Source organism: Actinoplanes italicus (genome assembly GCF_003001815.1).
Taxonomy (GTDB): domain Bacteria; phylum Actinomycetota; class Actinomycetes; order Mycobacteriales; family Micromonosporaceae; genus Actinoplanes; species Actinoplanes italicus.
In genome coordinates this window covers 26,078-52,795 of the sequence record NZ_PVMZ01000005.1, presented here as the reverse complement: position 1 = coordinate 52,795, position 26,718 = coordinate 26,078, and the positions used below count along the sequence as shown (strand labels likewise).

Sequence of the window (26,718 nt, the reverse complement as noted above, 5' to 3'; positions counted from 1 at the left end):
GCCGGGAGCGGCCGTCCCTAGCGTTGGGGGTGGAGGTATTGAGATGAAGACTTGGCATGTCAGCGACGTGATGACGGCCGATGTCGTCTCCGCCGGGCCGGGCACCCCGTACCGGGACGTGGTCGACCTGTTGATCGGCCGGCGGATCAACGCCGTTCCGGTCGTGGACGGGGATCGCCGGGTGATCGGGGTGGTGTCCGAGTCGGACCTGCTCCGAAAGATCGAGTTCGTGGGGGAGGGCGAGCCTCGCTGGTTCGAGCGGCGCCGCCGCGAGCAGCACCACAAGGCGGCCGCCCGCACGGCCGGGGAGCTGATGACCGCTCCAGCGATCACCCTCACACCGGGCGCCGGCATCCGGACCGCGGCGCGCCTTCTCGACGAGTCCGGCGTCAAGCAGCTGCCGGTCGTGGACTACCTGGGCCGGCTCGTCGGCATCGTCACCCGCAGCGACCTGCTCAAGGAGCACCTGCGTGCCGACGCCGACATCGACGCCGAGGTGCGGTCGGCGGTTCGCGAGGTCGTGATGACCGAGAACTCGGCGACCGTACGCACCACCGTCGAACGGGGTGTCGTCACCCTCGCGGGCCAGGTGGATCGATGGTCCACGAAGGTGCTGATCGCGCGTCTGGCCGCCCTCGTCCCCGGCGCCGTCGAGGTGATCGACGACGTCAGGTTCGACTTCGACGACCGCAAGCTGGTCGAGCCGGGCCCCGCGATCTTCGTAGCCTGAGCAACGGCGTCGCAGAGGAGGCACGGTCATGGGAAGCGGCACCTCCAGAGTTCTGGTGTGTTACGACGGATCCGTCCCGGCGGCGGCCGCGATCGAGGTCGCGGCCACACTCCTGCCGGACGCGTTCGCCGTCGTCACGGTGGCGTGGACACCGCCGTACGCCAGCGACCCGGTACGGCACCGGCTTCGGCGTGACACCGACAGCATCGACGATTTCGTCGCGGCGATCGAACGGGAAGGCGCAGCCGAAGCCCATCGCCTGGCCGCCATGGGCGTAACCGTGGCAGCCGCGCACGGCTGGAAGGCCGAGCCGCTGGTCGAACGGGCCTTCGGGGGTGAGGGACTGCATCTGGTGCAGGCCGCGGAACGTGTAGGAGCCGACCTCATCGTGACGGGGGCACGGGGGCTGGGCGGGGCGCGGGCCGTCTTCGGCAGCGTCTCCGATGTCATCGTGCACTACGCCTCGTGTCCCGTGCTGGTCGTGCCGCATCCGTTGCTGCAGCCGGAGCGGTCGGCACTCCCCGACGGCCCGGTCGTGGTCGGCTGGGACGGCTCGGTGGGATCCGATGCCGCGCTCGAGGTGGCCGGGAAACTGTTCCCGCACCACCACGTCGTGCCCGTCCTCGTCGACGACGGAGACGCGCCGTCAGGCCGGACGCCCGAGCGGTTGACGAGGCTGCCGCGTACCGGATTCGTCGCCGAGCACGGCCGGGCGATCGCCGCCGCCCTTTCCGGTCAGGCCCGCGCGGAACGTGCAGCCCTGCTCACCGTCGGCTCACTCGGCCGGTCGGCCCTGCTGGAGATCGTCCTCGGCAGCGTCACCATGGCCGTGCTCCATCACGCCGGCCGGCCGGTACTGGTCGTGCCGCATCGCGGCACCGGCCGGTGAAGCCGGTTCTGCATTCCCGGGGGTTGCCTTGATCAGTGAGCGAGCGGGGCCGTTAGGCCCTGCCGCAGGGCGGGCCGCCACGGGCATCGTGGAGGAAAGCCGGAACTCGGGAGGTGGGTGATGACACGGTTTCGAAGAAGGAAGTCCCTCCGGTGTGCGTGTCGGTGACATCGTGGTCGGGGTCGACGGATCACCGTCTGCCAAAGCCGCGTTGCGCTGGGCGGTGAGGCAGGCCAGGCTGACCGGTGGGCGCCTGCACGCGGTGACCGCCTGGGAGATGCCGTCCTACTACGGCTGGGCGCCCATGTTGCCGTACGAGGAGGATCTGGCCTCCACCGCCGGGAAGGTTCTCACCACCGCGGTGCACAGCGTGCTCGGCGATGATCGAACGGACCTCGACCTCGTCGAGAGCGTCATGCCGGGCCATCCCGCGCAGGTGCTGATCGACATGTCGGCTCACGGCGGGCTCCTGGTGATAGGCAGCCGCGGCCACGGCGCCTTCACCGGGACGCTGATCGGCTCGGTCAGTCAGCAGTGCGTCCAGCACGCGCGGTGCCCGGTCGTGGTGGTTCGGGGCGCCTGACCGAGGCGGCCGGCCCGCGTGCCCGGCCGGTGCAACATCCGGCACGGGCGCGCGGGCCTTCCGGCCCTGCCTCTGACCCGGCGGCGAGCAGATGCTCGAAGGTATGGCACAGACGATTACGGCCCCGGCCGAGGTCGACGAACGCCAGCCGCCGACCGAACTGTTCAGGCATCTGCGCTCCACTCCCCGCGGCCTGCGTTCCCGGGAGGCGGCCCGCCGGCTGACCGTGTACGGCCCCAACGAGTTGTTCCGCCACCAGACCCGTGACTGGCTCAGGCAACTGGTGGCCCAGTTCACCCAGCCATTGGCCGTCCTGCTGATGGTGGCCGCCGCACTCGCCTGGGCCGGCCACTCCCCGGCGCTGGCCGCGGCAGTGGTGGCGGTCATCCTGCTCAACGCCGGATTCGCGTTCGTCCAGGAGCGGCAAGCGGAACGCGCCGTCGAGGCCCTGGCCGCCTACCTGCCCCTGACCGCGCGGGTCATGCGTGACGGTGCACTGGTCGAGGCTCCGGGCCGGGAACTGGTTCCGGGCGATGTCATCGAGATCGCCGAGGGCGACCGGATCTGCGCCGACGCACGGCTGATCGACGGGTCGGTGGCCGTGGACCTGTCCACCCTCAACGGTGAGTCGCTGCCCGCGATCCGGGCCGCGGACACCGAACACGTGCCCGGCCCCCTGCTGGAGGCCCGGGAGCTGGTGTTCAGCGGCACCTCGTGCACGGCAGGGCAGGCCCGGGCCGTGGTGACCCACACCGGGATGCGCACCGAGATCGGACGGATCGCCGCGTTGTCCCAGCGCGGGCAGACCGAGCCGAGCCCTCTGGAGAGGCAGGTGCGCCGGGCGACCTGGATCATCGCGGCCGTCGCGGTCACCGCCGGTGTGGCCTTCCTGCCGATCGGTGTGCTCGCCGGGCTCGGATGGGCGGCCGCGATCACCTTCTCGATCGGCCTGATAGTCGCCAACGTGCCCGAAGGACTGCTGCCGACGATCACCCTTGCCCTCGCCGCGGGTGTCCGGGGCTCGCCCGGTCCGGCGCGGTGGTGAAACGCCTGTCGGCGGTGGAGACGCTCGGTTCAACCACCGTCATCTGCACCGACAAGACCGGGACACTCACCGAGAACCGTATGCGCGTCACCCATCTGTGGGTGGCCGGCCGACAGCGGGAGCCGGCCACCGCGGGCGGGGATCGGCTGTGCCGTGAGCTCGCCGTTGCGGCGGCCACCTGCACCACGGCGCACCTCCCGGGCGACGGGGCGCCGGCCGCCGGCGGAGACCCGACCGAGCTGGCTCTGCTCCGCCTGGCCGCGGGGCTGGGTGTGCCGGTGAGCGGGAACTCCCGTGACTCCGCACGGAGCGTCCTGTACGCCTTCGACCCGCGCAGCAAGCGCATGTCCACCGTCACCGGCGGTCGCCTGCACGTCAAGGGAGCCCCCGAGTCGGTGTTGCCGCTGTGTACCAGGTATCTCGACGGCTCCGGCCGATTCTCCACACTGACCGGCTCGGTACGCCACGAGGTGGGTGCCGCGGTCGACGCCTGGGCCGCCACCGGCCTGCGGGTCCTAGCGGTCGCCCAGCGCATCGCCGAGCCGGACCTGCTCGCCGCCGGCCGCGAAGCCGCCGAGAGGGAACTGACGCTGCTCGGGCTGGTGGCCATGGTCGACCCACCTCGTGAGGCGGTACCCGCCGCGGTCTCCGCGGCTCACCGGGCCGGCATCCGGGTGCATGTGATCACCGGAGACTACGGGCCCACCGCCGCTGAGATCGCAGCACAGGTGGGCATCGGTGACGGCCGCCAGCGGGTGGTCACCGGCGCCGAGCTGGAGCAGATGGGCGACGCCGACCTGGACCGGCTGCTCGCCGGCGGCCAGGAGATCGTCTTCGCCCGCTCGTCACCCGAGGGCAAGCTGCGCATCTGCGAGGCGCTGCGCTCCGAGGGCCACATCGTGGCGATGACCGGCGACGGCGTCAACGACGCCCCGGCCCTGCGCCGCGCCGACATCGGCATCGCCATGGGCCGCTCCGGCACCGACGTTGCCCGGGAAGCCGCGACGATGGTGCTCACCGACGACAACTTCGCCACGATCGTGCGGGCCGTCGAGGCCGGGCGGCGCGTCTACGACAACGTTCGCAAGTTCGTGCTGTACATCTTCGCGCACGCCGTACCCGAGGTCGTGCCCTTCCTGATCTTCGCCTTGTCCGGCGGGGCTGTCCCGCTGCCGCTGACCGTCCTGCAGATCCTTGCCATCGACCTCGGCACCGAGACCCTGCCCGCGCTGGCACTGGGCCGCGAGCGTGCCGAGCCCGGGCTGATGGACCGGCCGCTGCGGTCGCCGAAGGCCGGGGTCATCGACGCACGTCTGCTGCTGCGGGCCTGGGGTGTGCTGGGCGTCGCCTCCGCTGTGCTGGTGACGGCCGGGTTTCTCTGGGTCCTGTGGCGGGCCGGCTGGCAGCCCGGCATCGACATGCCGGATCCGGTGTACGCGCAAGCCACCACGATGACGTTCGCCGGCATCGTCGCGTGCCAGATCGGCACCGCGTTCGCCGCCCGCACCGATCATGCGTCACTGCGTTCGATCGGGGTGTTCAGCAACCCGCTGCTGCTCGGCGGAATCGCCTTCGAGCTGGCCTTCACCGCCGCTGTCATCTATCTGCCGCCGTTGCAGGCGGTCTTCGGCACCGCTGCTCTCGGTGTCGCCGAACTGCTGTTCCTGACGCCCTTCCCGCTGCTGGTGTGGGGTGCCGACGAGATCTTCCGCGCCCGGGCACGCCGCCGCGGAGCCGATGTCACGAAGGAGGAACCATCATGCGAGTCCGCGACCTCATGACCAGTCCCGTCCAGGTGATCGCCCATGACGCGCCCGTGGAGAGCGCGGCGGAACTGATGACCACCCACGCGGTCACCGCCCTGCCGGTCCTGGACGCCGACGGCCGGCTGATCGGCATGGTCAGCGACAGCGACCTGCTGTGGCACCGGGTGCCGGCCGAGCCGCACGGCGATCCGCGCCGCCATCCTGACGCCGTACCGCCGGCGCGCCGGCCGGGCGTGGTGGTGGAGGTGATGTCGGAGTACCCGATCACCACCGCACCGCGCACCGACGTCGCCGACGTGGCCCAGCTGATGCTCGACCACGACGTGCGCAGCCTGCCGGTACTCGACGACGGCCGGCTGGTGGGCATCATCAGCCGCCGTGACATCCTCAAAGCGATGGTCCGCGATGACCGTACGCTCGCCGCCGATGTGCAGTTACGCCTCGACGACTACGCCGGCCGGCCCGGGCTGTGGACCGCCGACGTGGTCTCCGGAGTCGCCACCGTGCACGGGCGAATCGCCAACAAGCAGCAGCAGGCGGTCGTCACCGTGCTCGCCCGGACCGTCCCCGGTGTGGCCACCGTGCTCCTGGAACCGGAGACCGAGGTTGTCGCGTGAACGCAACAGCAGGGGGCGCCGGACACCCGGCGCCCCCTGCTGTTTCCGTCACAGCTCATCGACCGGGTCGTGGACGACCACGACCGGGCAGCGGGCGCGAGCGGTGACCGCGGAGACGACCGACCCGAACAGGCCCGCGACGCGGCTGCGTCCGCGGACACCGTCTTCTTGTTCACGGTACGGACCTCCTTCGGTGAAGCCGTACGCCGCGTGGGGTACGCGGTGACGCCGGCCGGCGATCTCGGCGGGTTGTGCGGTGGCGACCGCCGGGAAGCTGATGCAACGGTCAGTTCCGGCGCAACGCACGGGAACCTGAACCCCGGCCGAGAGCACCGATCAGGTCGATGGCGAGGCAGACGAAGAGAGCGACGCCCCAGCCGTTCCACGGTCCCCAGGACAGGACCGAGGGTGTGCCCTGGATCAACCAGACGATCAGCCAGATGACGGTCATCATGACCACCTTCCCGTCACTTTCCACTGTGCTTGCGGATGCACGGGCACGGCAGGGTCGTAAGGGCCCGTGCGGGGTCCTTCCGGTCAGGTCAGCGCCGCCCGGCGGAGCCACAGCACCGCCAGGGCCGGCACGGTCCACGCGAGCAGGACGACGAGCTGCCCGGCTGCGATCCCGGTGCCGGTGACCGAGGGATCGGTCGCGGTCAGCACCGCGCGCAGCAGATGACGCAGCGGGAACACGTCGGCGACGGTGGTCAGCCAGCCGGGCAGTGGCCGGTCGCCGACGACGAAGATCTCCGAGACGAAGCAGAGCGGCAGCAACGTTCCGAGAGTGACGGCCAGAACCGAGCGGGCCGCCGGCATGAGGGCCACGGTCGCCAGGCCGAGCGCGCCGAAACACAGCGAGCCGGTCACGACGGCCAGCAGCAAGGCCGGGATGCGCGTGGTCGCGAAACGTACGTCCAGAAGAACACCACCGACGAGGATCAGCAGACCGGCCGCGAGCAGAGCGACGATCAGGGCCGCCGTCACCCGGCCGGTGAAGTACCACCGCAACGGCAACGGGGTGCCCCGCAGCCGTTTGAGCACCCCGGCGGCGCGGGCGCCGACCACGGACTCCGGCATGTCGACGAATGCGGTGAGTGCCGCGGTGTAGGCGATCATGCCGGCCGAAAGGTATTGAGCCATTTCCATCCCGTGCACCCGGCCGTCGCCGAACACGGTGGGGAACAGCACCAGCAGCAGCGTGGGGAAGACGATCGAGAAGAAGACCGACAACGGATCGCGGCGCAGCCCGAGCAGGGCATAGCTGATCTGCCCGGCCAGCGGGGAACCTTCCGCGCCACGGCGTACCGAAGGCGGCGACAGGCCCACCGGCCGCGGTGCGGCCGGTGCCGGGGGCGGGCGGGGCACGGCGGTTGTCCCGGCCGGCTGCCAGGAGAAACGGGCGCGGGCCACCAGCATCCCGGCGACGGTCCACGCCAGGAGAACCACGAGGTGCCCGGCGGCGAACCCGGACCCGCCCGTGGGTTCGAACGTCCCGGCCATCGCCAGGGCGAAGTGCTTCAACGGCAGCAGCGATCCGAGGACGTCCAGCCAGCGGGGCAGTTCGGCGCCGACGATGAACACGTCGGAGATGAAAGCCAGGCTGATCAGCAACCCCTGTGCCAGGGTCTGGGCGGCCAGGACCGTGCGGGTCGCCGCGGCCAGGGCCAGGCCGAGTGCGGCGCAGCAGGCGATGCCGAGCAGCAGCGTCGCCAGCAGGGCCGGAACCTTGCGCCAGATGATCTGTACGTCGTAGCCGAGTACGCCCACCGTGGCCAGCAGCGCGACCGCGAGCCCCGACACGGCCAGCGATGCGCCGATCCGGGATCCGAGCACCGTCCAGGCGGGCACCGGTGCCGCCCGCAGCCGTAGCAGCACTCCGGTGTCGCGCAGCGACGCGGTGTCCACGGCGATCAGGACGAACGACGCCTGCGCCACCCCGAACACCGCGAACGGCGCGACCAGGTACTGGGCGATGGGAACACCGCCGGCGTCCTGATCACCGACGATCGACGCCACGATGATCAGGAAGACCAGCGGGAAGGCCAGCGTGAAGAACGCTGCCATCGGGTTGCGGAAGAAGGCGTGTACGGCGTGCCCGGTCAGCACCCGCAGCGCGAGCGCCGCCCTCCGGCCGCTCATCGTGAGCCGTCCCGGGTCAACGCCAGGTACGCGTCCTCCAGGGTCGGTGGGGCGACGGTGAAGTCGTGCAGGTGGACGCCGTGGCCGCCGGCCCACCCGGTGAGCCGCCACGAGTCCTCGACCGGCGCCCGCGACGGCACCCGCACCTGCTGCCGTGCCATCGAGGGCGCCGCGCTCAGCAACGGCAGATCAGCGGCGGTCAGCCCGTCCGGCAGTTCGAAACCGATGACCGTCGGCAGGTCACAACCGGCGCGCAGCTCGTCGGGCGTGCCGACGGCGACCAGCCGCCCGTCGCGCATGACGGCGACCCGGTCGGCGAGCTGCTGCGCCTCCTCGAGGTAGTGGCTGGTCAGCAGGATCGTTGTACCCCGGTCCCGCAGCCCGCTGATCAGATCCCAGGCGTGATGGCGGGCGGCGGGGTCGAAACCGGTGGTCGGCTCGTCGAGAAAGAGCAGGTCGGGCGCTCCGGCCAGACCCAGCGCCAGGTCCAGCCGCCGCCGTTGCCCGCCGGAGAGCCTCTTGACACGGGTCGCTCGCTTGTCGGCGAGACCGACCAGATCGATCAGTTCGTCGGGGTGGTGGCCCCTCGGATACAGGCGGGTCTGCATCCGGACCAGTTCGCGGACCGTGAACTCCTCCTCGAACCCGGCCGACTGCAGCACCACACCGATCCGTGCGCGATATGCCGAGCCGCCGAGCGCCGGATCGACACCCAGTACCCGCACGGTGCCGCTGTCCCGGGTCCGATAGCCCTCCAGGATCTCGACCGTGGTGGTCTTGCCGGCACCGTTGGGTCCCAGCAGCGCGAAGATCTCGCCGTCGCGGACCGAGAAACTCATCCGATCGACAGCACGGACCGGGCCGTACGCCCGTGAAAGCTCACCGACTTCGATGGCCGCCATACCTCCAGCGTCATCCGCCGCCGCGGCGAGCGGTAGTGACGCAGGACCCGTCCAGGCGTGCCGGTGGCCCCGGCGGGACCTCGGTTGCCGGCCGTCCGCGTCACTACACGCCGGACGCCTTTCGGTTCCACAGACGCAACGCGACCCCGGGCAGCGCCGCGACGGCACAGCAGGCCGCGATCGTCGACGCGTCCAGGGGTTCGGTTCCCAGCAACAGGCGCAGCGGCTCGGTCAGCACCCCGGCGAGCTGTAGCAGCAGGCAGACGCCCACCGAAATCGGCAGCAGCACGTTCCGTTCCGCTCCCGGCGCGGCCTTCGCCCGCACCGCCAGAGCGACTCCCAGCTGGGCGATCCCGAGAACGAGGAACATCACCGACTGCCAGGGCCGGCCGGTCTGCTGCGCCACCACACCGGCGGCCATTGTCACCGCCGCCAGCAGCCCGGCCCCGGTCAGCACACCGCGCAGCAGGCCCGCGCCGAGTACGGACTCCTGCGGAGAACGCGGCGGCCGGTGCATCACGTCGGCCTCGGCCGGTTCGGCGCCGAGCGCGACGCCCGGCACGCCGTGGGTGAGCAGATTGATCCACAACAACTGGGCGGGCAACAGTGCCAGCGGCATGCCCAGCAGCGGGCCGGCGAGCATCACCAGCAGTTCCGCGGCACCTCCGGACAGCCCGTAGCGCAGGAATCGGCGGATGTTGTCGTAGATGCGGCGGCCCTCACCGATGGCGTCCGCGACGGTGCCCAGGTTGTCGTCGAACAGAACCAGATCGGCGGCCTGCCGGGCCACCTCGGTGCCGCCACCCATCGCGACACCGATGTCGGCGCGGCGCAGGGCCGGTGCGTCGTTGACCCCGTCACCGGTCATCGCCACCACCTCGCCACGCTGCTGCAACGCGCTGATGATGTCGAGTTTCTGCTCCGGCTGGGTACGTGCGAACACTCTGGCGTGTGCCACGTCCGTACCCCGGAGATCGTCCTGGTCGCCGTGGGCGACGACGTCGCCCGGTCCGAGGATGCCCAGACGGCGTCCGATCGCGGACGCGGTGTGCGGGTGGTCGCCCGTGATCAGGACCAGCCGTACGCCGGAACGCGTGAACGCCTCGGCGGTGTCCCGCGCGGTCGCGCGCAGCGGGTCGCCGATGCCGACGATTCCCGCCACGGTCAGCGGCGGCGGCGCTGCCGGGTCGGGCCGTTGCCCGCAGGCGGCGGTCGCCACCGCGAGCACCCGCAGCCCGTCGGCGGCCAGCTCGGCCGCGGCGTCGAGCAGGCCGGCATCGGTGCGGGGGTCGAGCACCGCTTCGGGGGCGCCCTTGCAGGCGACCAGGTAGCCGCCGGACGGCAGCCGGTGAACGGTGACCATCCGGCGGCTGTCCTGGTCGAACGGGTGTTCCGCGACGCGGACCGCCGCAGCGCGTTCGGCGTCGACGTCCAGGCCACAGCGCCCGGCGAAGGCCAGAAGTGCGGCCTCCATCGGGTCGCCGGCCGCGGCCCAGTCCGGGTGGCCGGCGTCCGGCGGCAGCAGTGCGGCGTCGTTGCAGAGCGCACCGGCCCGTGCCAGTGTCCGCAACGGCTCACCGCCGCGACCGTCGACGTCTCCCGTCGGGTCGTAGCCGGTTCCGGAGATCGCGTGCCGAGATCCGTCCGCGGTGATCGCGTACTGCACGGTCATCCGGTTCTCCGTGAGCGTGCCGGTCTTGTCGGCGGCGATCACGGTGACCGATCCGAGGGTCTCCACGGCGTGCAGCCGCCGGGGAATCGCCCTGGTCCGGGCCATCCGGCGGGCACCGAGTGCCAGCGCGAGCGTGACGACGGCCGGCAGGCTCTCCGGGACGGCGGCGACGACGAGACTCACCGCGGTGATCGCCATCCGCACCACCGGCTGCCCGGCCAGCACGCCGGCCGCGAACACCAGTGACGACACCACCACGGCGGTCACTCCCAGGACCCGTCCGAGAGCGGTGATCCGGCGCTGCAACGGCGTGGGGCCCGGCCGGGTTCGCGACACCAGGTCGGAGATCCGGCCGAGCGCGCTGGCCGGTCCGGTGGCCACCACGGTTCCGGCGGCTCGCCCGGCGGCCAGCACCGTTCCGGCGCCGGCCGGCTCCGACCTGCCGCGGAGCACCGGCACCGACTCGCCGGTCAGTGCGGACTCGTCGAACGTCGCGCGCTGCGCCTCGGTGAGTTCCAGGTCGGCCGGCACCACGTCGCCGGCCTCCAGGCGGACGTGATCGCCGTGGACCAGTTCAGCCGCCGGTACGACCTGGTCACGGCCATCGCGGATGACTCGGGCGGACGGGGCGGCCAGCCGGTCGAGCGCGGCGATGGCGGCGTCCGCGCGCACCTCCTGCGCCACGCCGATCACCGTGTTGACGACGACCACCATCAGGATGATCACGGTGTCCGGAACGTCACCGAGTGCCGCGGTCACCAGGCCGGCGGCCATCAGCAGGGCCACCAGCGGGTCGGCCAGCTGCCGGCCGACCCGGCGGGCGATGCCGAGGCGCGGGGGAGCGGTCACGACGTTCGGGCCGCTCTCGGCCAGTCGCCGGGCTGCTTGAGCGGCGGACAGACCCCGTGCGGCGGTGTCGGCCGACGTGATCGGGTTTGTCATCATCGCCGTCCCTTCCGGCCGTTCGCGGTGGCCGTACCGGTCGGTCATGACCATGACCGACGTGTCGTCATGGCGTCGGCGCCCGGTTGACCATGCGGGGGTGCCTGGTCGAAGCGTCGCGCGCCGGGGGGAACAGCGGACAGGCCGTTGGTCCCATCGCGGCACCCGTCGGACGGCCTCAGCCCAGGCGACCGGCTCGCGATGGACGGTGCGGCGCCCCTCACGCGGATCGGCCGGACCAGAAACCGGACGGTCGCTGTGGCGACCGTCCGGGAGGGGTTGGAGGTGGTGCCGGCGGTCAGATCAGCCAGGGGTTGCGCTGGACCAGCGGCAGGTGTGCCCACCGGCGGCCGAGGCCCCAGGTGTGCCCGGCGTAGGTGAGTGCTGTGACGATGGTGCCGAGGGCGTAGACGAGGTGGTAGTCCATGAACGGGTTCGTGGAGTGGGTGGCCTCGCCGGCGTTGTCGGTCTGGGCGGGCGGCCATTCGGCCAGCCACATGAGGACCATCATGAGGGTGGCGGCGCCGGCGGCGATGCGCATGCCGATGCCGAGGATCAGGGCCACGCCGATGCCGAGCAGGCCGAGCATGAACAGCCAGTCGGCCCAGGCCTGTCCGGCGATGTCGTTGAAGAACCCGGAGAGGGGTCCGGCGTCGACGCCGGAGAGGAAGCCCTTGGTGGGTGAACCGCCCTCGATCCAGGCGCGCTCGGCCGGGGTGGCGTAGTTCCAGCCGAAGGTCTTGTCGAGGAACGCCCAGAGGAAGACGAATCCGAGCGAGATCCGTAGGACGGCGAGTGCGCGGGCGGCCGTCGTGGTGAGCGCGGTGCCGGGGGCCGGAGCCTGGTCCAGGGGGGTGGCCGTCTCACGGCCGGTGGCTGTCATGGTTGCCTCCTTACCGATTGATTTACATGGCTGACTATTCGCTGCGGTCCGCATGGTCACCTGTGCCGCTGGGCCTGAGCCGACCGGGCCGAAGGGCCTATCAGTGATTCCGCCTGCAAGGGCGGCGAGACGGGGCCCGGCCCCGGCCAGGCTCTCAGGTCGCGATTCCCGGTTTTCCGTGTCCTGGTTCGACATGTGTCTCCGGACCCGGGTAGAACAGGGTGATACGGCCGTCGCTCAGCCAATGCACCCGGTACGGCGGGCTACCGTCCTCGTGGTCGACACCGGTCACGATGCCGATGCGCCGTTCCGCGCCGAGGCGGAGAGCCTCCACGACGACGCGGTCACCGATACGTGCTTTCATGATGGTCCTTCCTCGTTCTCGGTTCTTGTACGACCAGCACGGGGCAGTGCGCCCGCCGGAGCACCCGGGTGGCGTCCGAGCCGTGAAACGCCGCGCTGAACAGGCCGTGCGCATGGTTGCCGAGCACCACGAGGCGGGTACCGTGCGACACCTCCGCGAGGGTCGCGGCGACACTGTCGGTCGATACCAGCGTGTCCACCGGCACGTCGGGGAACCTCGCCCGCCACGGCACGAGCCGGGCCGTCAGGAGGTCGCGCTCGACGCTGTCGCATTCCGGGCTCCCGGCATCGCCGGCGGGCAGCCGTGCGGGACGGTACGAGCGGACGGCCACCACACCGACACCGTGCCGGTGGGCAGTGGTGAAGGCCACCTGCAGCACCGGCTCGGCGTCGCCGGAGTCGTCCACACCGACCGCCACCGGGTCCCGGGGGCCGGCATGGCGGCCGCGCACGACGACGACCGGGCAGCGGGCATGGGCCACGACGCGCCGGCTCACCGACCCCAGCCACCAGCCGGCCGATCCGCCCTCGCCGCGGCTGCCGACCGCCAGAAGGGTGGCCGATCTCGACAGCCGAGCCAGCGACGTGACCGGCCGCCCGACGGCGACCTGGAACTCGACCGTCAGCGACGGTACGAGGTCCTTCGCCCGCCGGGCCGCCTCCCGGACGGTCCTCTCTGCCAGCCGGCGTGCGCTGTCGAAATATTCGCCCTGATAGTCGTAGCGGCTCACCGACCAGTCCCAGTCGAGGACGTGTACGACCCGTAGAGGCAGTCGGCGGTACGCGGCCTCGGTCGCGGCCCAGCGGACGGCGGCAGTGCCGGGCTCGGTGCCATCGGTGCCCACGACGACGGCAGGAGTCTGCATGATTCCTCCCCTCACACGGTCTGAGCGGGAGATCCGGGCAGCGCGGTCCCGCACTCCTTCCCACTCTCGTGACCGCGTGAGGTGATCGACAGGGCCGTTGGGCCCGCCTGCGGGCCGGGCGTGCAGAGACGATCGTGCCGGGGTGAAGTGCCGCAGAGCGGGTCCAAAGGCACTGCCGCCGGAGGCCACCGGGTGGTGCCATGGAGGGAGAGGGCGCCGGCGCCTCACCGGTGCTCCCGCCGTTGGCCCGGAGGTGCCGCCATGAGCGATCTGAGCAACTTCAAGGCGGAGACCGAAGCGCGCCGCCACGCCGGCGCCGTGCTGCGAGAGAACCGCTTCAGTCAGGTCATCAACCGCTATCTCGGGGCGGTGAACTACCCCGACCCGTACGCTGTCCGGCCCTTGCCCGCCCCGATCTCGGAGCTCCCGCCGGCCATCGAGGCCCGCGGGTTCGTCCTCGCCGGCGTCGACGACAGCCCGATCAGCTTTGTGGCGGCCGACCACGCCGCGATCGAGGCCGAGTTGCACGGCTGGGATCTGCGGCTGCTGACGGTACGGCACCGTGCCGCCGACGACACCGGCCCGGCCCTGCTGCAGCGGCTGACCGAGCGGGTGCACGCCAGTTCCGCCACGGTGGCCGTCAGCAGCGCGATCGTCGTCGCCCCGAGTCCGGCGCCGGTGCTGATCGCCGAGGCCGACGGTGCCGCGCTGGCGGTGGTCGGCCATCGGCACGGTGCCACCACGACCGCGCTGGGACGCAGCGTCGCCGACCGTCTCGCACGTCATCACCGCGGGCCTGTCCTGCTCGTCCGGATGCCCGGCTGGCCCGGCGGTGCCGACTTCGGCCGGCGGCCGATGGTGGCCGCGGTGGACGGATCAGCGCCCGCGCGGGAGGCCGTGGACTTCGCGCTCGCCGAAGCCCGGGTGCGTGGCTGTGAGCTGACTCTGCTGCATGTCGTCGGAGACCGGATGGATCTCGCAAGGCGGCTGGAGACCCGCGACGGTGTCCCGGTTCACCACCGGATCCTCTCGGGCGACCCGATCGCTGCGCTGATCGAGGAATCGGGCCGGGCCGCCGCGATCGTGGTCGGGCGTTACCGCCGCGGCGGCCGGTCCGGCTCGCTGCTGCGCCCGGCGGCGGCCCAACTGGCACAGAACGCCCGGTGCCCGGTCTTCCTGGTGGGGTGAACATCATGGACGCACTGCTGGTGATCGCCGGGGCGCTGCTGTTCATGCGGCTCGTCGGACTCGTGGTGCTGATCCTGGCGGATCGGGCCGACACGACGGCCGGTCCGGTCCCGCCGCGTGTGGACCCCTGCCTGGGGCCGGTGCAGGGCCTGCCACCCGCCACGGGGGCGCAGCGCGGGGCCGGACCGCGGCCCGGCCGGCCGGACGGGGAGACGGTCCTGCTCAGCCGATTGACGTCAGGCAGGCTCAGCCGGGAACAGTATCGGGCAGCCATGGCTGATCTCGCCCGCCGCGATTCCCACGCCGTCCGGTGAGGCCCCGTCCGGGTGCCGAGAGGGTCATCAGGGCTCCGGTTCGATGCCGGTCGGCCCTGCCGGGCCTGATGCAGGCTCTTTAGCGTACGGGTATGCAACCCTTCGTCCCGATCGAAGAGAATCCGCCCGTCGTGGTCGGCGTCAACGGCCCGCCGAACGATCTGCAGGTCGTCGACGTCGCCGCGGCGGAAGCGGTTCGCCGGAGGCTGCCACTGCGGATCGTGCACGCGTGGGCGGGCCAGTATCCGCGGAATCCGTACCGGCGGTTCGTCGCGTCGGTCCCGGAACAACCCCGTCACCTGCTGGAACTCGCTGCGCTCCGCGCCGGCCACACGTACCCGGGGCTGAGGGTCCGTACCGAGCTGTCCGACGACAGTCCCGCCGAGGCGCTGCTGAGAGCCTCCGAGCACGCGAACCTGCTGGTGGTGGGACACCGTGACGACGCCGGTACGGGACACGGCTGGGGAACGACCGCCGCCTGCCTGGCCCACCACAGCGCCTGCCCGCTGCTGGTGTACCGCGGGCCGTCGCCGGGAAAGGGACCTGTCGTGCTGGCCGCCTCCGGCCGCCGTACCGCCACCGTCGATTCTGCTTTCGACGCCGCGTCGTCCTTCTCGAGCGGGCTCGTCGCGGTTCATGTTCGCGAGCAGGCCGAGCCCGGTGCCGACGATGAACTGGAACGGGCGCGGGGTGACTGGCCCGGTGTCACCGTGGAGCGGCTGTTCATCAGGGAGAGCGATATCCCGTACACCGCGGAGCGAGCCTCGCGGCGAGGCCGCCTGCTGGTTGCCGGGCGGGGCCACAAGGGCTGGTTCGTCGAGCAGCTGTACAGCGCCGCCAATGCCGCCACGGGTGGTCGTCTGCTGTGCCCGGTGCTTCTGGTGCCGCCCGGATGGCGGTTCGCAGCCGCTTGACGGGTCGATCGGCCCTGTCCGGCCACCGTGGAACCGCTGAGGCTGAAGGTGACACCGGGTGTCGTACCCGATGCCTCGCCGTGCCGGGGAATCGAGGAGAGATGGAGAGCTGGTCAATTGCCGGGATCGTCGTTCTCGGCGTGCTGATCCTGTTCGGGCTCAGCGTACGGCTGGTGCAGCAGTACCAGCGTGGAGTGGTGTTCCGGTTCGGGCGGGTGCAGGACCGCGTCCGTGAACCGGGACTGCGGTTCATCATCCCCCTGGTGGACCGGATGGTGAAGGTCACCATGCAGACGGTGGTCATGCCGGTTCCGGCGCAGGGCGCCATCACCCGGGACAACGTGACCCTGACCGTCGACGCCGTCGTCTACTACCGGGTCGTGGATCCGATCCGCGCGCTCGTCAACGTGCGCGCCTACGGGGACGCGGTCCTGCAGGTGGCGCAGACGTCGCTGCGGTCGGTGATCGGCCGCGCCGACCTGGACGTGCTTCTCAGCGACCGGGAGCGCATCAACGCCGAGCTGAAGGCGGCGATCGACGCCCCGACCGAGAAGCCGTGGGGCGTGCTGATCGAGCGGGTCGAGGTCAAGGACGTGGCTCTGCCGGACGGCATGAAGAGGTCGATGTCGCGCCAGGCCGAGGCCGAGCGCGAGCGCCGGGCGCGGGTCATCGCGGCCGACGGCGAGTTCCAGGCCTCGAAGCGGCTGGCGGACGCCGCCCACGCGATGGCCGCCACGCCTGGCGCCTTCCAGTTGCGACTGTTGCAGACCGTCGTCGATGTGGCGGCGGAGAAGAACAGCACGCTCGTGATGCCGTTCCCGGTGGAGCTGCTGCGGTTCTTCGACCGGCTCACCGAGCCCGACCGTGAGTCCGCCCAGGCCGCGCCCGGCCCGGAGGCCGCCGGCATCAACGGAATACGGCCACTCGCCGAGGTCTCACGCTGACTTGAGACGGCCCTTCGTGGCCGGCACGTGACACAGGCCGTCAGGCCGGTCACGTGCCGGCCTTGCCGCCGTTCGGGGGCAGCCTGACGAGCGTCTCCTGATCAGTGCGCGGAGCACGCGTCCGCGACGCCGATCAGGAGATCCCGGCGGACCTGTTGCGCCACCCGCCTCACCGCTCCGGGAACGGAGCCTGTGCGGCCGTCCTGCCGTGCGGGCGCACGATCAGCACCGGGCAGTCGGCGTGGTGCAGTAGCTGCAGGCCCGTCGAGCCGAGCAGGGTGCCGGCGAGCACGCCGTGCCCCCGGCTGCCGACCACGATCAGTTGCGCGGTGTGGGAGACGCCGTTGAGCACGCTCGCCGCGCTGCCGTGTGACAGCAGGGCCTCCACCGGCACGCCGGGGTACTTCACACGCCACGGCGCGAGCTTCTCATGGAAGCGGGCGCGTTCGGTGGCGTCCTGCTCCGGCGCGGTGATCTCGGCGGGCGGGAACCGGTCGTAGTAGAGCGGGAGAACCGGCAGGTAGGAGCGGATCGCGATCAGGCTGGCGCCGCGTTCCCGGGCCGCGGTGAATGCGATCTCCAGCACCTCGTCGGCAGTGTCCGCGTCGTCGACACCCACCGCGACGGGCCCGTCGGCGCCGGCGCGGCCGCGGATCACGACGACGGGGCAGTGCGCGTGGGTGGCCACTCGCTGGCTGACCGAGCCGAGTCCGAGCCCGGTGAATCCACCGCTGCCCCGGTTCCCGACGACCAGCAGGTCCGCCTGTTCGGAAACGACGACGAGCTGGGCGACCGGATTGCCGATCAGTACGTCGGTGCCGATCTCGATCGGCGGTGCGGCGTTCCTCGCGTCGTGGGCGGCACGGGCGGTGAGGCTCTCGGCCAGCTGCTTGGCGAGCGCGAACTGCTGACCGCCGGATTCGTACCGGGCGGTGGCCCAGTCCCAGTCCAGAACGTGGACGATCACCAGGTTCCGGTTGCTGCGTTGCGCTTCCAGCGCGGCCCATCTTACGGCCGTCATGCCGGGGTCGGTGCCGTCGACTGCGACGACGATCGTCGGGGTGTCCATGACGCCTCCTTTGCCGTCCTGGCCTTCAGCCTGATTCGCGACGACGCGTGACGGCAGGGCGACCCGGCCTGCCGGGGCGAGCCGTTGTGCCCTGATATCGGCCCGCCACGGGTGGGCGGCATGCTGCGGCCGTGCCCAGGCGGAGCCGGATATCGGTGGCGACGACTCCGTTCGGGCCGGCCACAAGAGGGCTGAGCTCAAACTCGGCGATCTCGGGGTGATCGTCTGCCAGGGCGCACCTCGTCACGGTGCTGTTCCGATCCGGCATCGACGATGGGCCCGGAACCGGGAATCCGCCTGATCCCGTCGGTCAGTTCCATCGCGGCCTCGAGGTGATGCTGTACCAGTACCCCGTTACCCGGCCCACCGGACCGGATCACCGCGTCGAACGTCTCACGTCCGGCGGCCGCGGTGGTCAGTCCGTCCCGGCCGCCACCGCGGCGCGCACGCGTGGCCGAACCGGCGGCCGGACGGATCGTCACCGGACAGCCGAGCCGCTCTGCCGCTGCGACCGCGCTCACCCCTGGGCCATGGACGGTGCCGGCTCACGATCCCGTGGCGACCGGCGGAGTGAGGCGCGGCGGCGGCCCGATTGGTGGACTTCCCGGCGGCGGTCCGCCGTGCCGGCGGCCGAGTCCGATTCCGCCCACGGCGATCAGGCCGACAGCAATCAGGCCGATCAGAATGCCGACGACCAGCAGTCCTCCGCCGACTCCGGTGAGGTCGGGCACCCGGGCCGCCCCGCGGACGTCGACCGAAACCGCGGAGGCTCCGGAGGCGTTCGCCACGACCACGGCGTATTCTCCGCCGGTTGCGGTCCACTGCAGGGTCGTGGTGCCCGAGCCGGTGGCCTCGGCGATCCAGAACGACTCCGCGGCCGGCGGGGAGACCGGCCGGACCTGTCCACCCGACCGGTCGTACCGGGGCGTGCCCGAGTCGAAACCGGTCAGCTCGTCATGTGCGGTGCCGGCGAGCCAGGCATCCACCGCGGACTGGGGCGCGACGCCGACGAACACCGGACGACCGGACGGTGAGGTCACCTCGAGCCGCAGATCACCGAGGTCGGTCGTCTGCCGGGTCCACCTTCCGGCACCTGTGATCGTGACGTGCTCGGCAGTGATCGCCGACGTCGACGTCTCCAGCCGTTCGACCGGGCTGGTCACGTAGCCCGCACTGTCGCGTGCGGCGTTCACTGCCAGCAGTACCCCGCCGCCGGTGCCGAGACCAGCCGCCGGCAGGAGCAGCAGAACACCGCCCACCAGGGCGATCACCGACCCGGCGATCGACGACTGCGGGGCCGGACGGGGTTGTTGTTCCGCGACAGGGCCGGACGGAGCCGGATCGGGCTCGGAGCCACCCTGGTCCAGCCGGAACGGAGGGTAGCGCGGCACGAGCAGCACGATGTAGGCCGTCACGCGCAGGCTCCAGCGGGCCACACCGACGAGCAGGTCGTGAAGGCCACGCGGGTAACGGCCGGTGAACAGCAGCGCCATCCCGGCGATGAGCAGTAGTGCCGCAGTCACCCCGATCGGGGTGGGTGTGTCGGCTTGGCGGCTGGCAGCGCCGTAGAGGGCAGTGAGGACGATCAGGTGCGGCACCACCAGGAGCCAGGCGACCAGCGGCAGCCATCGGGGCGGCGGCTCGTGCGGGTCCAGGTGCAACCGGGCCGGATGACTCCGATCGTCGGCGAGCGTGAACGGGGGATAGGCGTCGGTTCCCAGCGCCTGGTAGCCGTAGTAGCCGACCCGCCAGGTCCAGCGCAGCACACCCACGTTGTAGGCGCGGATCGGCTCCGGATAGCGGCCGGTGATGAGCACTGCCAGATAGGCCACCACGGTGAGTACCACCAGGCCGGTCCAGAGGACCGCCAGAGCCAGATAGTGCGGGAGCAGCAGTAGCCATTTGACGAGCCAGAGCCAGCGGCTCAGGGATTCGTCGCGGCGCGCCTCCACCCGCAGCGGGTAAAGGTCCATCAATTACCTCCCAGAATCAGTTCCAGGAGAGTCCCTTTCCGGCGGCCGCGGCAGGGTCTTAGGTCACGGATCGCGGCTCGGCGGAGGCTCCGCGGTGAGGTTCTCGACGGCCGCTGTCACGCTGTCCCGGTCCAGCGCCACCGCCGCCTCTGCGAACCCTTCATGGACCGATGTGCGATCGCGTGAGCCGACCAGGTCGAGCAGTGCGGTGACCGGGCGGTTGTCGGCGAGATAGTAGGCGCTGAACGCCCGGATCCCGCGGTCCATCGCGGCCTCGGCGAGCACCTCGACCAGCGCGGTCGCCAGGCCCGCGCGCCGCCATGCCGGTGTCACGGCGACAGCGACCTCGGCGGTGTCCTCCTCGGTCGCCTCGTATCGCGCGATGCCGATTCCCGCGCCGGTCGCCGGGTCCAGGGCGACCAGTGCGAAGCGCTTCCGGTAGTCGACAGTGCACAGGTGGGTCAGCAGGCGTGGGGTGATGCGTGGCGGTGAGCCGAGGAACCGGCGATGGACGGTGTCCGGGTCGGCGGTGCGGATCGCGTACGCCAGTGGGCCGCGGTCGGCGGGGATGATCGGGCGTACGAGGACCGTTCGGCCGCCGGGCAGGCGCAGGTCCCGCTCGTACTCGGTCGGATAGCCCGGCGGCACGGCGCGGGGGTGCCTGATCGGGGCCGGTGTCATGAGAGCAATGATCGACGATTGCCGCTGCGGGGGAGACCGGGCGAACGGTCGAGCCTGTGCTCGCCGAGGGTGTGATGCGGCACGACCGGGACCGGTGCGTACCGCTACCCGGGTTCGCGTAGCTTCCGCAGCACGGGGTCAGGCTCGTCGCCGACTGGTGACAGCCGCAGCTTGGCGTCGACGGCGTGAATCCCGTCCGGTCCGGCGAACACCGGGTTGAGGTCCAGCTCGGCGATCTCGGGATTTTCCTCGGCGAGCCGGCCCAGCCGCAGGAGCAGGTCCTCCAGCGCGGCGGTGTCGGCCGGTGCCGTGCCCCGGTAGCCCGTCAGCAGTGCGGCACACCGCAGGGAACGCCACATCCGGCCGGCGTCCAGATCGGTCATGGGCACGAGTTGCAGGGTGCGGTCGGCGAGCAGGTCGGTGCGGACCCCGCCGAGTCCCAGCAGCACCACGGATCCGAAGAGAGGGTCGTGCACCAGGCCGGCCACCAGCTCGACGGTGCCACCGACCTGGGGCTGCACCAGCACACCTGATCCGGGGCGGCCCGCTGAGGCGACGGTCTCGAAAGCCCCGGCGACGGCGGCGCCGTCGGCCAGTCCGATCCGCACGCCACCGGTGTCACTCTTGTGCACCAGTTGCGGATCGGCGGATTTGAGCACGACCGGGCCGCCGATCCGCGCGGCTGCCGACACGGCGGCGCCAGCGTCGAGGGCGACCTCGGCGGGGACTATCCCGATGCCGTAGGCGGCCAGGATGTCACTGGTGGTGGCGTAGTCCTGCCAGCCCGGCCCAGTGGCCAAGGCCTGCTCGACGAGCGTGTGGGCGCGTGCGCGGTCGATGCCGGGCAGGTCGGCCCAGCCGCCGAGCGGGCGCTGCCTCCAGGCGGCGTAGGCCGCGGCGTGGGCGAGTGCCCGCACCGCTTGTTCCGGGAGTTCGTAGACGGGCATACCGCGCTCACCGATTCGATGCGGCAAACCGGTTGCTCCGGTGACCACCGCCGCGGCGCACAGGTCCGGATGGCGGTCCATGACGCGGCCGAGTTCGCTGAGGACGTCCGCGGGCCGGTTGGCCCGTGTGCAGACCACGACGAGCAGCAGCATGTCGGCGGTGCCGGCGGTGGCGGCCGTCTCGGTGGCGGCCGAGAACTGGTCCGGTGTGGCGCCGGCGCCCAGATCGAGCGGATTCTCCGGCCGGTCGGGGCCGGCCACCGGTAGTTGCAGGCCGGCCTGTTCGGCCGCGTCGGCGGAGAGCACGTTGAGCCCACCGGAGTTGCTCACCACCGCGAGCCGGGGTCCGGCCGGCAGCGGGCCGGCGGTCAGCAGCCGTGCGGTGTCCAGCAGTTCTCCGAGGGTTTCGGTACGGATCACGCCGGCTTGCGCGAACAGGGCGTCGACGGTGGCCGCAGGGGCGGCGGCCGCCGCGGTGTGGGAGGCGCCGGCACGCCCTCCGGCCACCGAGCTGCCACTCTTGAGGGCCAGGACAGGCTTGCGGCGGGCCAGAGCCCGTACGGTGCGGGCGAACTTCCGGGGATTGCCGAACGACTCGAGATAGAGGGCGACCGCCCGGGTCTCCGGATCGTCGTACCAGTAGGCGATCAGGTCGTTACCGCTGATGTCGGCCTTGTTGCCGAGTGACACCACTGTGGACAGTCCCGTGCCGGTCCGCACGGCGTGGTCCAGCGCGGCGATCACGACAGCGCCGGACTGCGCGGCGACGGCCAGGCCGCCCGTTGGCGGGAGTTGCGGGGCGAATCCGGCCGCGAGACGCACCCGCGGATCGGAGTTGAAGACACCGAGGCAGTTGGGGCCGACCAGGCGGATGCCGTGACGACGTGCCAGCCGCACCAGGTCGGCCTGCCGTTCGCGGCCGTCCGGTCCGGCCTCCCCGAAGCCGGCGCTGAGCACCACAGCGGCGTGCGCACCAGCCCGGGCGCCGTCGGCCAGCACCCCGGCGACCTGATCGGCGGGTACGGCGATGACCAGCAGGTCGACCGGGCCGGGCAGGTCGAGCAGGCTGCGATAGCCGGACACCGGCCCGACCGGTGTGCCACGGCCGTTGATCGCGTACAGGGTTCCGGTGAAACCGTATTCCACCAGCGACAGCAGCGTCTCCCGGCCGACGCTGCCGGCCCGCCGGCCCGCACCGGCCACCGCCACCGACGACGGGCTGAGAAGGGCGCGCAGCGAGGCACGTTCAGCGGTACGCTCGCGCTCGTCCACGATCGGGTCGGCGAGTCCGTCGCCGATCCGCACGCTCACGTCGACGACGCCGCGGTCCAGGTGGTTGCGGGCGTGCGAACTGAGATTCCGGGCGACGCGGAGCATGTCGACGTTGCCGGGCAGCACCTCGCCGATCAGTTCGGTGATCCCGTGCCGCCGGCAGCGGGCGGCCAGGTGCTCCAGGAGCAGTGTGCCGATGCCGCGGCCGTGCTGCCGATCGGCGACGAATACCGCGAACTCGGCGGCCGGGCGGTCACCGAGCCGCTCGGCGGAGGCGACCCCGACGAGTGTGTCGCCTTCGTAGGCGAGGACGTTGACGTGCTGGTTGGATTCGGGCCGGCACAGCCGCTTCACCTCGGTGCTGAGCGTGGCCGGGCTGGGCTGGGCGAAGAACCGCAGCCGCAGGTTGGCGGCCGAGGCAGCCTCGTACATCCCGGTGACCGCCGAGGCGTCCTCGGGCCTGACCGGCCGGATCGCGACGATGCCGCCGTCGGCTGTCAGCGCGTGAACCGGCTCGCTCCGGGCACCGGGCACGGTGCCGTCGCCAGCCGTGACAACGGTCCCGGTCTGCATGATTCCTCCCTGATCGCCCCTGGTTCCAGGGTTGCCGGACCCGACGTGTTCGGGCAGTGCGATTGGTCCCGCGGGTGCGGGCGGCGGGACCCGTGTCCCGCCGAGCCGGGTCGATCATCGCGATCAGAGGTTCAGCCCTGCGGCCCCGGACCTGGTGGCCCATGAGGATGCCGTGGACGTGCCCGCCGAAGGCAGCACGATCGCCAGCGGGCAGGCGGTGTGCCCGATCAGCGAGACCACCGTGTCGCCCAGCAGACGGGAGCCGGTCAATCCCGTCGCGGACGAGACCACGAGCAGGCGGCTTTCGTGGCTGAGGGCGCGCAGGGCGTTTCCGGCATCGGGATCGTGCAGAATCGCCCGCTCGGCGGCTGCCGCGTCGTGGGGACCGAGACATTCGAACAGCACCGACGTCAGCAACAGGTCGGTCACCATGGCGGATCGCCCGCTCCAGGCATGTGCAACCCGTAGCGGCACGCCGAGGTCGAGTGCCCGGTGGTTCGCATACCTGACGACTGCGCAGGAGCCGGCGTCCCCCGAGACGGCGGCGACGACCACCGCGCCGCGCGGCGGGGACGGCGTCGTCACCTCCACGACGCCGTGCTCCGGAAACCCGCGGACATGGTCTGCCAGGTCGTCGCGCAGGCGTGCGCGGACCGCGGCGGCCAGCCGGTCGACCGCGATGCTGTTCAGATTCCTGTCCATGGCTCCCCCTGGTGATCCGGGACCGGTGCGGGCGGGCGTCGGCGGGGAACCGGTCCACGCCGCGTGCCGCCATCTCCTCGTACAGTTGCCAGTGCCAGTCCACCTCCTCCCGGGCGAGCCGGCTCCGGGCGCCGGGATGTCGATCCGCTGGGACAGGTGGCGCCAGCGGCCACGAACACGGCGTCGTCGTGCAGCAGGTCGGGCAGCGGCGTCATGTCGTGCGGGATCATGTTCATCGTCGCCTCCCTGCTCGCCGGGTCTCAGGTCGTCTCAGGTCCTCGGGCGGACCACCACGACCGGGCATGCGGAATGCCGCAGCAGATGCTGACTGACCGAGCCCAGCAGAAGGCCGCTGACAGCGCCGTGCCCCCGGCTGCCGACCACCAGCAGCTGCGCGCCGGTACTGGCGTGGGTGAGAACCTCGGCCGGATGAGCCACCGTCGCCTCGGCCCCGACAGCCACCCCGGGAAAGGCGTTACGGACGACCGTGACGAGGGCGTCGAACGGTTCGCGTTCGTGTTCGGTGACCGTCCTGGTGACCATCGGGGTCTCCTCCCACAGCCCGGTCACCGGTTGCCAGGCCCTGATCACCCGCAGCGGGGCCTTGCGGGCCCACGCCTGCTCAGCGGCGAAGGTGAGGACCGTCGCGGCCGCCGCCGAGCCGTCGATGCCGTGGCTGGGTCTTCTTCGCCGTGGCCACGGCCCGCTCGAGCGTGCCGTTGACGACCTCCGTGAGGTATCGGTCCGCGGGCAGTGGCGGGGACTGGATCAGCCGAGCGGCGGGCACCAGTACCGGGGACCCGTCGACGTAGACGAGTTCGACGGAGGCGCCGGTGCGGGCGGCCTCGTCCAGTGCCCACAACAGGGCGGCCTGAGAGTGCGGTGAGCCGTCGTATCCGACGATGATCTCTCTGTGCACGGTACGGACCTCCTTTCCGCTGCCGTGCGCCACGCGGGGAGCGCTGCGCCGGGTCCGACCGCTGCTCCCACCCATGGCACACCCGTCGATACGTACGGGGGCAGGGTCTTAGGTCCCGTCGTTGTGGGGCTTGCGGCAGCCGGCCGCCGATCGGTTGTCGTCACGAGCCGGCAATGGCGGAGTTCCTCGGACGCCCATCGCCGGAACCGTGGTCACCGGATCCGGTGCCGTCTTGACGACGGTGGGTCTGGTGGCGCGACGGCCATCCGTTTCGGTCTGCCGTGAGCCGGTGAGCCAGGTCCGGCGGTGGGCGTCTGGCTGAAGCCTCGCGCATCGCCGGGGCGGCGCCCAGGGTCGTTGGTCCTGATCGGCGGGACGGGCGCAAGGACCCTGATCTGATTCCGGTCAGCCGTGCCGTTCCGACCAGGGGGGTGCCTAGCGTACGAAGTATGCACAGTGTCGTGTCAGTCGAGGAGAAGCTGCCCGTCGTGGTCGGCGTCGACGACGTGCCGGACGGACTGCAGATTGTCGATATCGCGGCCACGGAGGCCGCGCGTGTCGGCGTGCCGCTGAGGATCGTGCACGCCTGGCCCGGACGCCACGGTGGAATGCCGCGGCATCGAGCCCTCCGGCCGGACCCCGCAGACGGCCGGCACCTTCTGGATCTGGCGTCGCTGCGGGCCCGGCGCGTCGCGCCCGGGGTCACCGTGCGGACCGAGCTGGCCGACGACAGCGCCGCCGAGGCGTTGATCCGGCACTCGGGCCGGGCCGGCCTGCTGGTGCTGAGACATCGGGACGAGTCGACGCTCGGGCACGGATGGGGCTCGACCGCGGCGTACGTGGCCCACCACAGTCACTGCCCGTTGCTCGTCTTCCGCGGCGCGACAGGTGGCCAGGGCCCCGTCGTGGTGGCGACCTCCGGCCGGCCCACCGCCACGGTGGGATCTGCCTTCGAAGCCGCGTCCCGTGCGGGCTGCCCCCTCGCGGCGGCCCATGTGTGGACCACCGGAAGCGGGGACGACGACACCGAGCGCCGGTCGGCAGAGGAACGAATGCGCCGGACGCTCGCCCGCGCGGCCCGAACCTGGCCCGACGTGATCGTGAACCGCCTCCTGCTCAGCGACGCCGACGTGCCCTACACGGTGGAACGGGCGTCACGCCGCGGGCGGCTCCTGGTGGCGGGCCGGGGCCACAAGGGCTGGCTCGTGGAGATGCTGTACCACATCGGCCGGTCCTCCCCGAGCGAGCGGCGGCTGTGCCCGGTCCTGCTCATCCCGCCGGGATGGTCCGGGGTGGGGCTTCCGCGTGCGACGGTGGCGGGCACGTCCTGGTTCTGATCGGTTCGCCGGCCGGCGAGACTGTCCGGCCGGCCACGCGGCACCTCGATGCGGGACCTTGGTCCCTGCCGAGTCGCCGCTCATGCGGACGACGATGCAGACACGGAGGTGATGACAATGGTGGCCCTGATCATCACTGTGTTGCTCTTGCTCGTGGTGACCACCGCGATTCTCTGGCCCATGCCCGACGCCACCGCGGCAGACAAGGTCGCGGCGAGCGCCGGTACCGGGGACGACGGCGGCCGGCGGGAGCGCGTGCCCACCACCTTGGAGGGCGCCCTGGTGGCACAGCTGCTCCGCGGTGAGATCAGCCGAGGGCAGTATCACCAGGCCGTGGGCGGCCTCGCGGCCCGCGACGATGAGCGCAATCCGATGCCGTTGCCCGGCAACGACCGCCCTGACGCCACCACCTGAGGTCGTTCACCAGGTGCCCGGTGCGGCGGGACATGCCGTCCGGCCCTGTTTCGTACGGCCGACGGGCTCCCAGC

The 26,718-nt window shown here is 71.7% G+C and carries 26 protein-coding genes; 12 read left to right on the top strand and 14 right to left on the bottom strand.

What is annotated here, in order from left to right:
* Nucleotides 1-43: 43 nt before the first annotated feature.
* The 6 genes from CLV67_RS14140 (at nucleotide 44) to CLV67_RS14120 (ending at nucleotide 5,630) form a co-directional block, all read left to right on the top strand.
* Complete coding sequence (locus CLV67_RS14140; protein WP_106318349.1) at nucleotides 44-730, top strand: CBS domain-containing protein; 687 nt, start codon at nucleotides 44-46, stop codon at nucleotides 728-730.
* A 28-nt stretch (nucleotides 731-758) separates the two neighbouring features.
* A complete protein-coding gene (locus tag CLV67_RS14135; RefSeq protein ID WP_106318347.1) occupies nucleotides 759-1,619 on the top strand; it encodes a universal stress protein in 861 nt (286 codons plus the stop codon).
* Between the two features lie 154 nt (nucleotides 1,620-1,773).
* Nucleotides 1,774-2,202, top strand: a complete 429-nt coding sequence (locus CLV67_RS14130; protein WP_106318345.1) for a universal stress protein — start codon at nucleotides 1,774-1,776, stop codon at nucleotides 2,200-2,202.
* A gap of 103 nt (nucleotides 2,203-2,305) precedes the next feature.
* Nucleotides 2,306-3,247 (top strand): P-type ATPase actuator domain-containing protein, encoded by a 942-nt coding sequence (locus CLV67_RS53335; RefSeq protein ID WP_203737019.1) that lies wholly within the window; start codon nucleotides 2,306-2,308, stop codon nucleotides 3,245-3,247.
* Nucleotides 3,241-5,028, top strand: coding sequence for a cation-translocating P-type ATPase (locus CLV67_RS14125; RefSeq protein WP_203737021.1), 1,788 nt, complete (start codon nucleotides 3,241-3,243; stop codon nucleotides 5,026-5,028). Before CLV67_RS53335 ends, CLV67_RS14125 begins: the two co-directional genes overlap by 7 nt.
* Nucleotides 5,007-5,630: a CBS domain-containing protein gene (locus tag CLV67_RS14120; protein ID WP_106318343.1), complete on the top strand. Its 624-nt coding sequence runs from the start codon at nucleotides 5,007-5,009 to the stop codon at nucleotides 5,628-5,630. Before CLV67_RS14125 ends, CLV67_RS14120 begins: the two co-directional genes overlap by 22 nt.
* Before the next feature lie 286 nt (nucleotides 5,631-5,916).
* Here the strand turns inward: CLV67_RS14120 and CLV67_RS51890 are convergent, their stop codons facing one another.
* From CLV67_RS51890 to CLV67_RS14085, 7 genes are all read right to left on the bottom strand, one after another.
* The gene (locus CLV67_RS51890) at nucleotides 5,917-6,084 is read right to left on the bottom strand and encodes a hypothetical protein (RefSeq protein WP_170153848.1); all 168 of its coding nucleotides are present in this window, start codon (nucleotides 6,082-6,084) and stop codon (nucleotides 5,917-5,919) included.
* An 83-nt stretch (nucleotides 6,085-6,167) separates the two neighbouring features.
* Entirely contained in the window at nucleotides 6,168-7,769 is a 1,602-nt protein-coding gene (locus CLV67_RS14110; protein WP_106318341.1) for an ABC transporter permease, read from the bottom strand.
* Nucleotides 7,766-8,671, bottom strand: coding sequence for an ABC transporter ATP-binding protein (locus CLV67_RS14105; RefSeq protein WP_106318339.1), 906 nt, complete (start codon nucleotides 8,669-8,671; stop codon nucleotides 7,766-7,768). Before CLV67_RS14105 ends, CLV67_RS14110 begins: the two co-directional genes overlap by 4 nt.
* Before the next feature lie 103 nt (nucleotides 8,672-8,774).
* Complete coding sequence (locus tag CLV67_RS14100) at nucleotides 8,775-11,333, bottom strand: cation-translocating P-type ATPase (protein WP_239166219.1); 2,559 nt, start codon at nucleotides 11,331-11,333, stop codon at nucleotides 8,775-8,777.
* Nucleotides 11,334-11,583: 250 nt separating this feature from the next.
* Nucleotides 11,584-12,168: a DoxX family membrane protein gene (locus tag CLV67_RS14095; protein WP_106318335.1), complete on the bottom strand. Its 585-nt coding sequence runs from the start codon at nucleotides 12,166-12,168 to the stop codon at nucleotides 11,584-11,586.
* Nucleotides 12,169-12,322: 154 nt separating this feature from the next.
* A complete protein-coding gene (locus CLV67_RS14090) occupies nucleotides 12,323-12,532 on the bottom strand; it encodes a DUF1918 domain-containing protein (RefSeq protein ID WP_106318333.1) in 210 nt (69 codons plus the stop codon).
* A complete protein-coding gene (locus CLV67_RS14085) occupies nucleotides 12,513-13,397 on the bottom strand; it encodes a universal stress protein (RefSeq protein WP_106318331.1) in 885 nt (294 codons plus the stop codon). Before CLV67_RS14085 ends, CLV67_RS14090 begins: the two co-directional genes overlap by 20 nt.
* 261 nt (nucleotides 13,398-13,658) lie before the next feature.
* Here CLV67_RS14085 and CLV67_RS14080 point away from each other — a divergent pair, with 261 nt between their 5' ends.
* From CLV67_RS14080 to CLV67_RS14065, 4 genes are all read left to right on the top strand, one after another.
* The gene (locus CLV67_RS14080; RefSeq protein WP_106318329.1) at nucleotides 13,659-14,585 is read left to right on the top strand and encodes a universal stress protein; all 927 of its coding nucleotides are present in this window, start codon (nucleotides 13,659-13,661) and stop codon (nucleotides 14,583-14,585) included.
* Between the two features lie 5 nt (nucleotides 14,586-14,590).
* A complete protein-coding gene (locus tag CLV67_RS14075; RefSeq protein WP_106318327.1) occupies nucleotides 14,591-14,899 on the top strand; it encodes a hypothetical protein in 309 nt (102 codons plus the stop codon).
* Between the two features lie 92 nt (nucleotides 14,900-14,991).
* Nucleotides 14,992-15,813 (top strand): universal stress protein, encoded by an 822-nt coding sequence (locus CLV67_RS14070; protein ID WP_106318325.1) that lies wholly within the window; start codon nucleotides 14,992-14,994, stop codon nucleotides 15,811-15,813.
* 101 nt (nucleotides 15,814-15,914) lie between these two features.
* Complete coding sequence (locus CLV67_RS14065) at nucleotides 15,915-16,757, top strand: SPFH domain-containing protein (RefSeq protein WP_106318323.1); 843 nt, start codon at nucleotides 15,915-15,917, stop codon at nucleotides 16,755-16,757.
* Nucleotides 16,758-16,926: 169 nt separating this feature from the next.
* Here CLV67_RS14065 and CLV67_RS14060 read toward each other — a convergent pair whose 3' ends face one another.
* From CLV67_RS14060 to CLV67_RS14025, 7 genes are all read right to left on the bottom strand, one after another.
* Nucleotides 16,927-17,826 carry a universal stress protein gene (locus CLV67_RS14060; protein ID WP_106318321.1) on the bottom strand — a complete coding sequence of 300 codons (900 nt, stop codon included), beginning with the start codon at nucleotides 17,824-17,826 and terminating at the stop codon, nucleotides 16,927-16,929.
* A gap of 545 nt (nucleotides 17,827-18,371) precedes the next feature.
* Nucleotides 18,372-19,799 carry a DUF4389 domain-containing protein gene (locus tag CLV67_RS14050; RefSeq protein ID WP_106318317.1) on the bottom strand — a complete coding sequence of 476 codons (1,428 nt, stop codon included), beginning with the start codon at nucleotides 19,797-19,799 and terminating at the stop codon, nucleotides 18,372-18,374.
* A 63-nt stretch (nucleotides 19,800-19,862) separates the two neighbouring features.
* Entirely contained in the window at nucleotides 19,863-20,480 is a 618-nt protein-coding gene (locus CLV67_RS14045) for a GNAT family N-acetyltransferase (protein WP_106318315.1), read from the bottom strand.
* 104 nt (nucleotides 20,481-20,584) lie between these two features.
* On the bottom strand, nucleotides 20,585-23,272 hold the full coding sequence (locus CLV67_RS14040) for a bifunctional acetate--CoA ligase family protein/GNAT family N-acetyltransferase (RefSeq protein WP_106318313.1): 2,688 nt from the start codon (nucleotides 23,270-23,272) through the stop codon (nucleotides 20,585-20,587).
* A gap of 123 nt (nucleotides 23,273-23,395) precedes the next feature.
* Entirely contained in the window at nucleotides 23,396-23,974 is a 579-nt protein-coding gene (locus CLV67_RS14035; protein WP_106318311.1) for an adenine nucleotide alpha hydrolase family protein, read from the bottom strand.
* 270 nt (nucleotides 23,975-24,244) lie between these two features.
* On the bottom strand, nucleotides 24,245-24,643 hold the full coding sequence (locus tag CLV67_RS14030) for a universal stress protein (RefSeq protein WP_106318309.1): 399 nt from the start codon (nucleotides 24,641-24,643) through the stop codon (nucleotides 24,245-24,247).
* Entirely contained in the window at nucleotides 24,597-24,893 is a 297-nt protein-coding gene (locus CLV67_RS14025; RefSeq protein WP_106319066.1) for a universal stress protein, read from the bottom strand. Before CLV67_RS14025 ends, CLV67_RS14030 begins: the two co-directional genes overlap by 47 nt.
* A gap of 449 nt (nucleotides 24,894-25,342) precedes the next feature.
* Between CLV67_RS14025 and CLV67_RS14020 the strand changes: the two genes are divergently transcribed.
* Nucleotides 25,343-26,230 (top strand): universal stress protein, encoded by an 888-nt coding sequence (locus CLV67_RS14020; protein WP_106318307.1) that lies wholly within the window; start codon nucleotides 25,343-25,345, stop codon nucleotides 26,228-26,230.
* A 117-nt stretch (nucleotides 26,231-26,347) separates the two neighbouring features.
* Entirely contained in the window at nucleotides 26,348-26,644 is a 297-nt protein-coding gene (locus CLV67_RS14015; protein ID WP_106318305.1) for a hypothetical protein, read from the top strand.
* Nucleotides 26,645-26,718: the final 74 nt, after the last annotated feature.

Coding starts and splice junctions, on each gene's coding strand:
- CLV67_RS14060 (WP_106318321.1), bottom strand. CDS start 17,826: ATGGACACCCCGACGATCGTCGTCGCAGTCGACGGCACCGACCCCGGC.
- CLV67_RS14035 (WP_106318311.1), bottom strand. CDS start 23,974: ATGGACAGGAATCTGAACAGCATCGCGGTCGACCGGCTGGCCGCCGCG.
- CLV67_RS51890 (WP_170153848.1), bottom strand. CDS start 6,084: ATGATGACCGTCATCTGGCTGATCGTCTGGTTGATCCAGGGCACACCC.
- CLV67_RS14120 (WP_106318343.1), top strand. CDS start 5,007: ATGCGAGTCCGCGACCTCATGACCAGTCCCGTCCAGGTGATCGCCCAT.
- CLV67_RS14095 (WP_106318335.1), bottom strand. CDS start 12,168: ATGACAGCCACCGGCCGTGAGACGGCCACCCCCCTGGACCAGGCTCCG.
- CLV67_RS14045 (WP_106318315.1), bottom strand. CDS start 20,480: ATGACACCGGCCCCGATCAGGCACCCCCGCGCCGTGCCGCCGGGCTAT.
- CLV67_RS14080 (WP_106318329.1), top strand. CDS start 13,659: ATGAGCGATCTGAGCAACTTCAAGGCGGAGACCGAAGCGCGCCGCCAC.
- CLV67_RS14110 (WP_106318341.1), bottom strand. CDS start 7,769: ATGAGCGGCCGGAGGGCGGCGCTCGCGCTGCGGGTGCTGACCGGGCAC.
- CLV67_RS14085 (WP_106318331.1), bottom strand. CDS start 13,397: ATGCAGACTCCTGCCGTCGTCGTGGGCACCGATGGCACCGAGCCCGGC.
- CLV67_RS14020 (WP_106318307.1), top strand. CDS start 25,343: ATGCACAGTGTCGTGTCAGTCGAGGAGAAGCTGCCCGTCGTGGTCGGC.
- CLV67_RS14015 (WP_106318305.1), top strand. CDS start 26,348: ATGGTGGCCCTGATCATCACTGTGTTGCTCTTGCTCGTGGTGACCACC.
- CLV67_RS14075 (WP_106318327.1), top strand. CDS start 14,591: ATGGACGCACTGCTGGTGATCGCCGGGGCGCTGCTGTTCATGCGGCTC.
- CLV67_RS14105 (WP_106318339.1), bottom strand. CDS start 8,671: ATGGCGGCCATCGAAGTCGGTGAGCTTTCACGGGCGTACGGCCCGGTC.
- CLV67_RS14065 (WP_106318323.1), top strand. CDS start 15,915: ATGGAGAGCTGGTCAATTGCCGGGATCGTCGTTCTCGGCGTGCTGATC.
- CLV67_RS14090 (WP_106318333.1), bottom strand. CDS start 12,532: ATGAAAGCACGTATCGGTGACCGCGTCGTCGTGGAGGCTCTCCGCCTC.
- CLV67_RS14135 (WP_106318347.1), top strand. CDS start 759: ATGGGAAGCGGCACCTCCAGAGTTCTGGTGTGTTACGACGGATCCGTC.
- CLV67_RS53335 (WP_203737019.1), top strand. CDS start 2,306: ATGGCACAGACGATTACGGCCCCGGCCGAGGTCGACGAACGCCAGCCG.
- CLV67_RS14070 (WP_106318325.1), top strand. CDS start 14,992: ATGCAACCCTTCGTCCCGATCGAAGAGAATCCGCCCGTCGTGGTCGGC.
- CLV67_RS14050 (WP_106318317.1), bottom strand. CDS start 19,799: ATGGACCTTTACCCGCTGCGGGTGGAGGCGCGCCGCGACGAATCCCTG.
- CLV67_RS14100 (WP_239166219.1), bottom strand. CDS start 11,333: ATGACCGACCGGTACGGCCACCGCGAACGGCCGGAAGGGACGGCGATG.
- CLV67_RS14040 (WP_106318313.1), bottom strand. CDS start 23,272: ATGCAGACCGGGACCGTTGTCACGGCTGGCGACGGCACCGTGCCCGGT.
- CLV67_RS14140 (WP_106318349.1), top strand. CDS start 44: ATGAAGACTTGGCATGTCAGCGACGTGATGACGGCCGATGTCGTCTCC.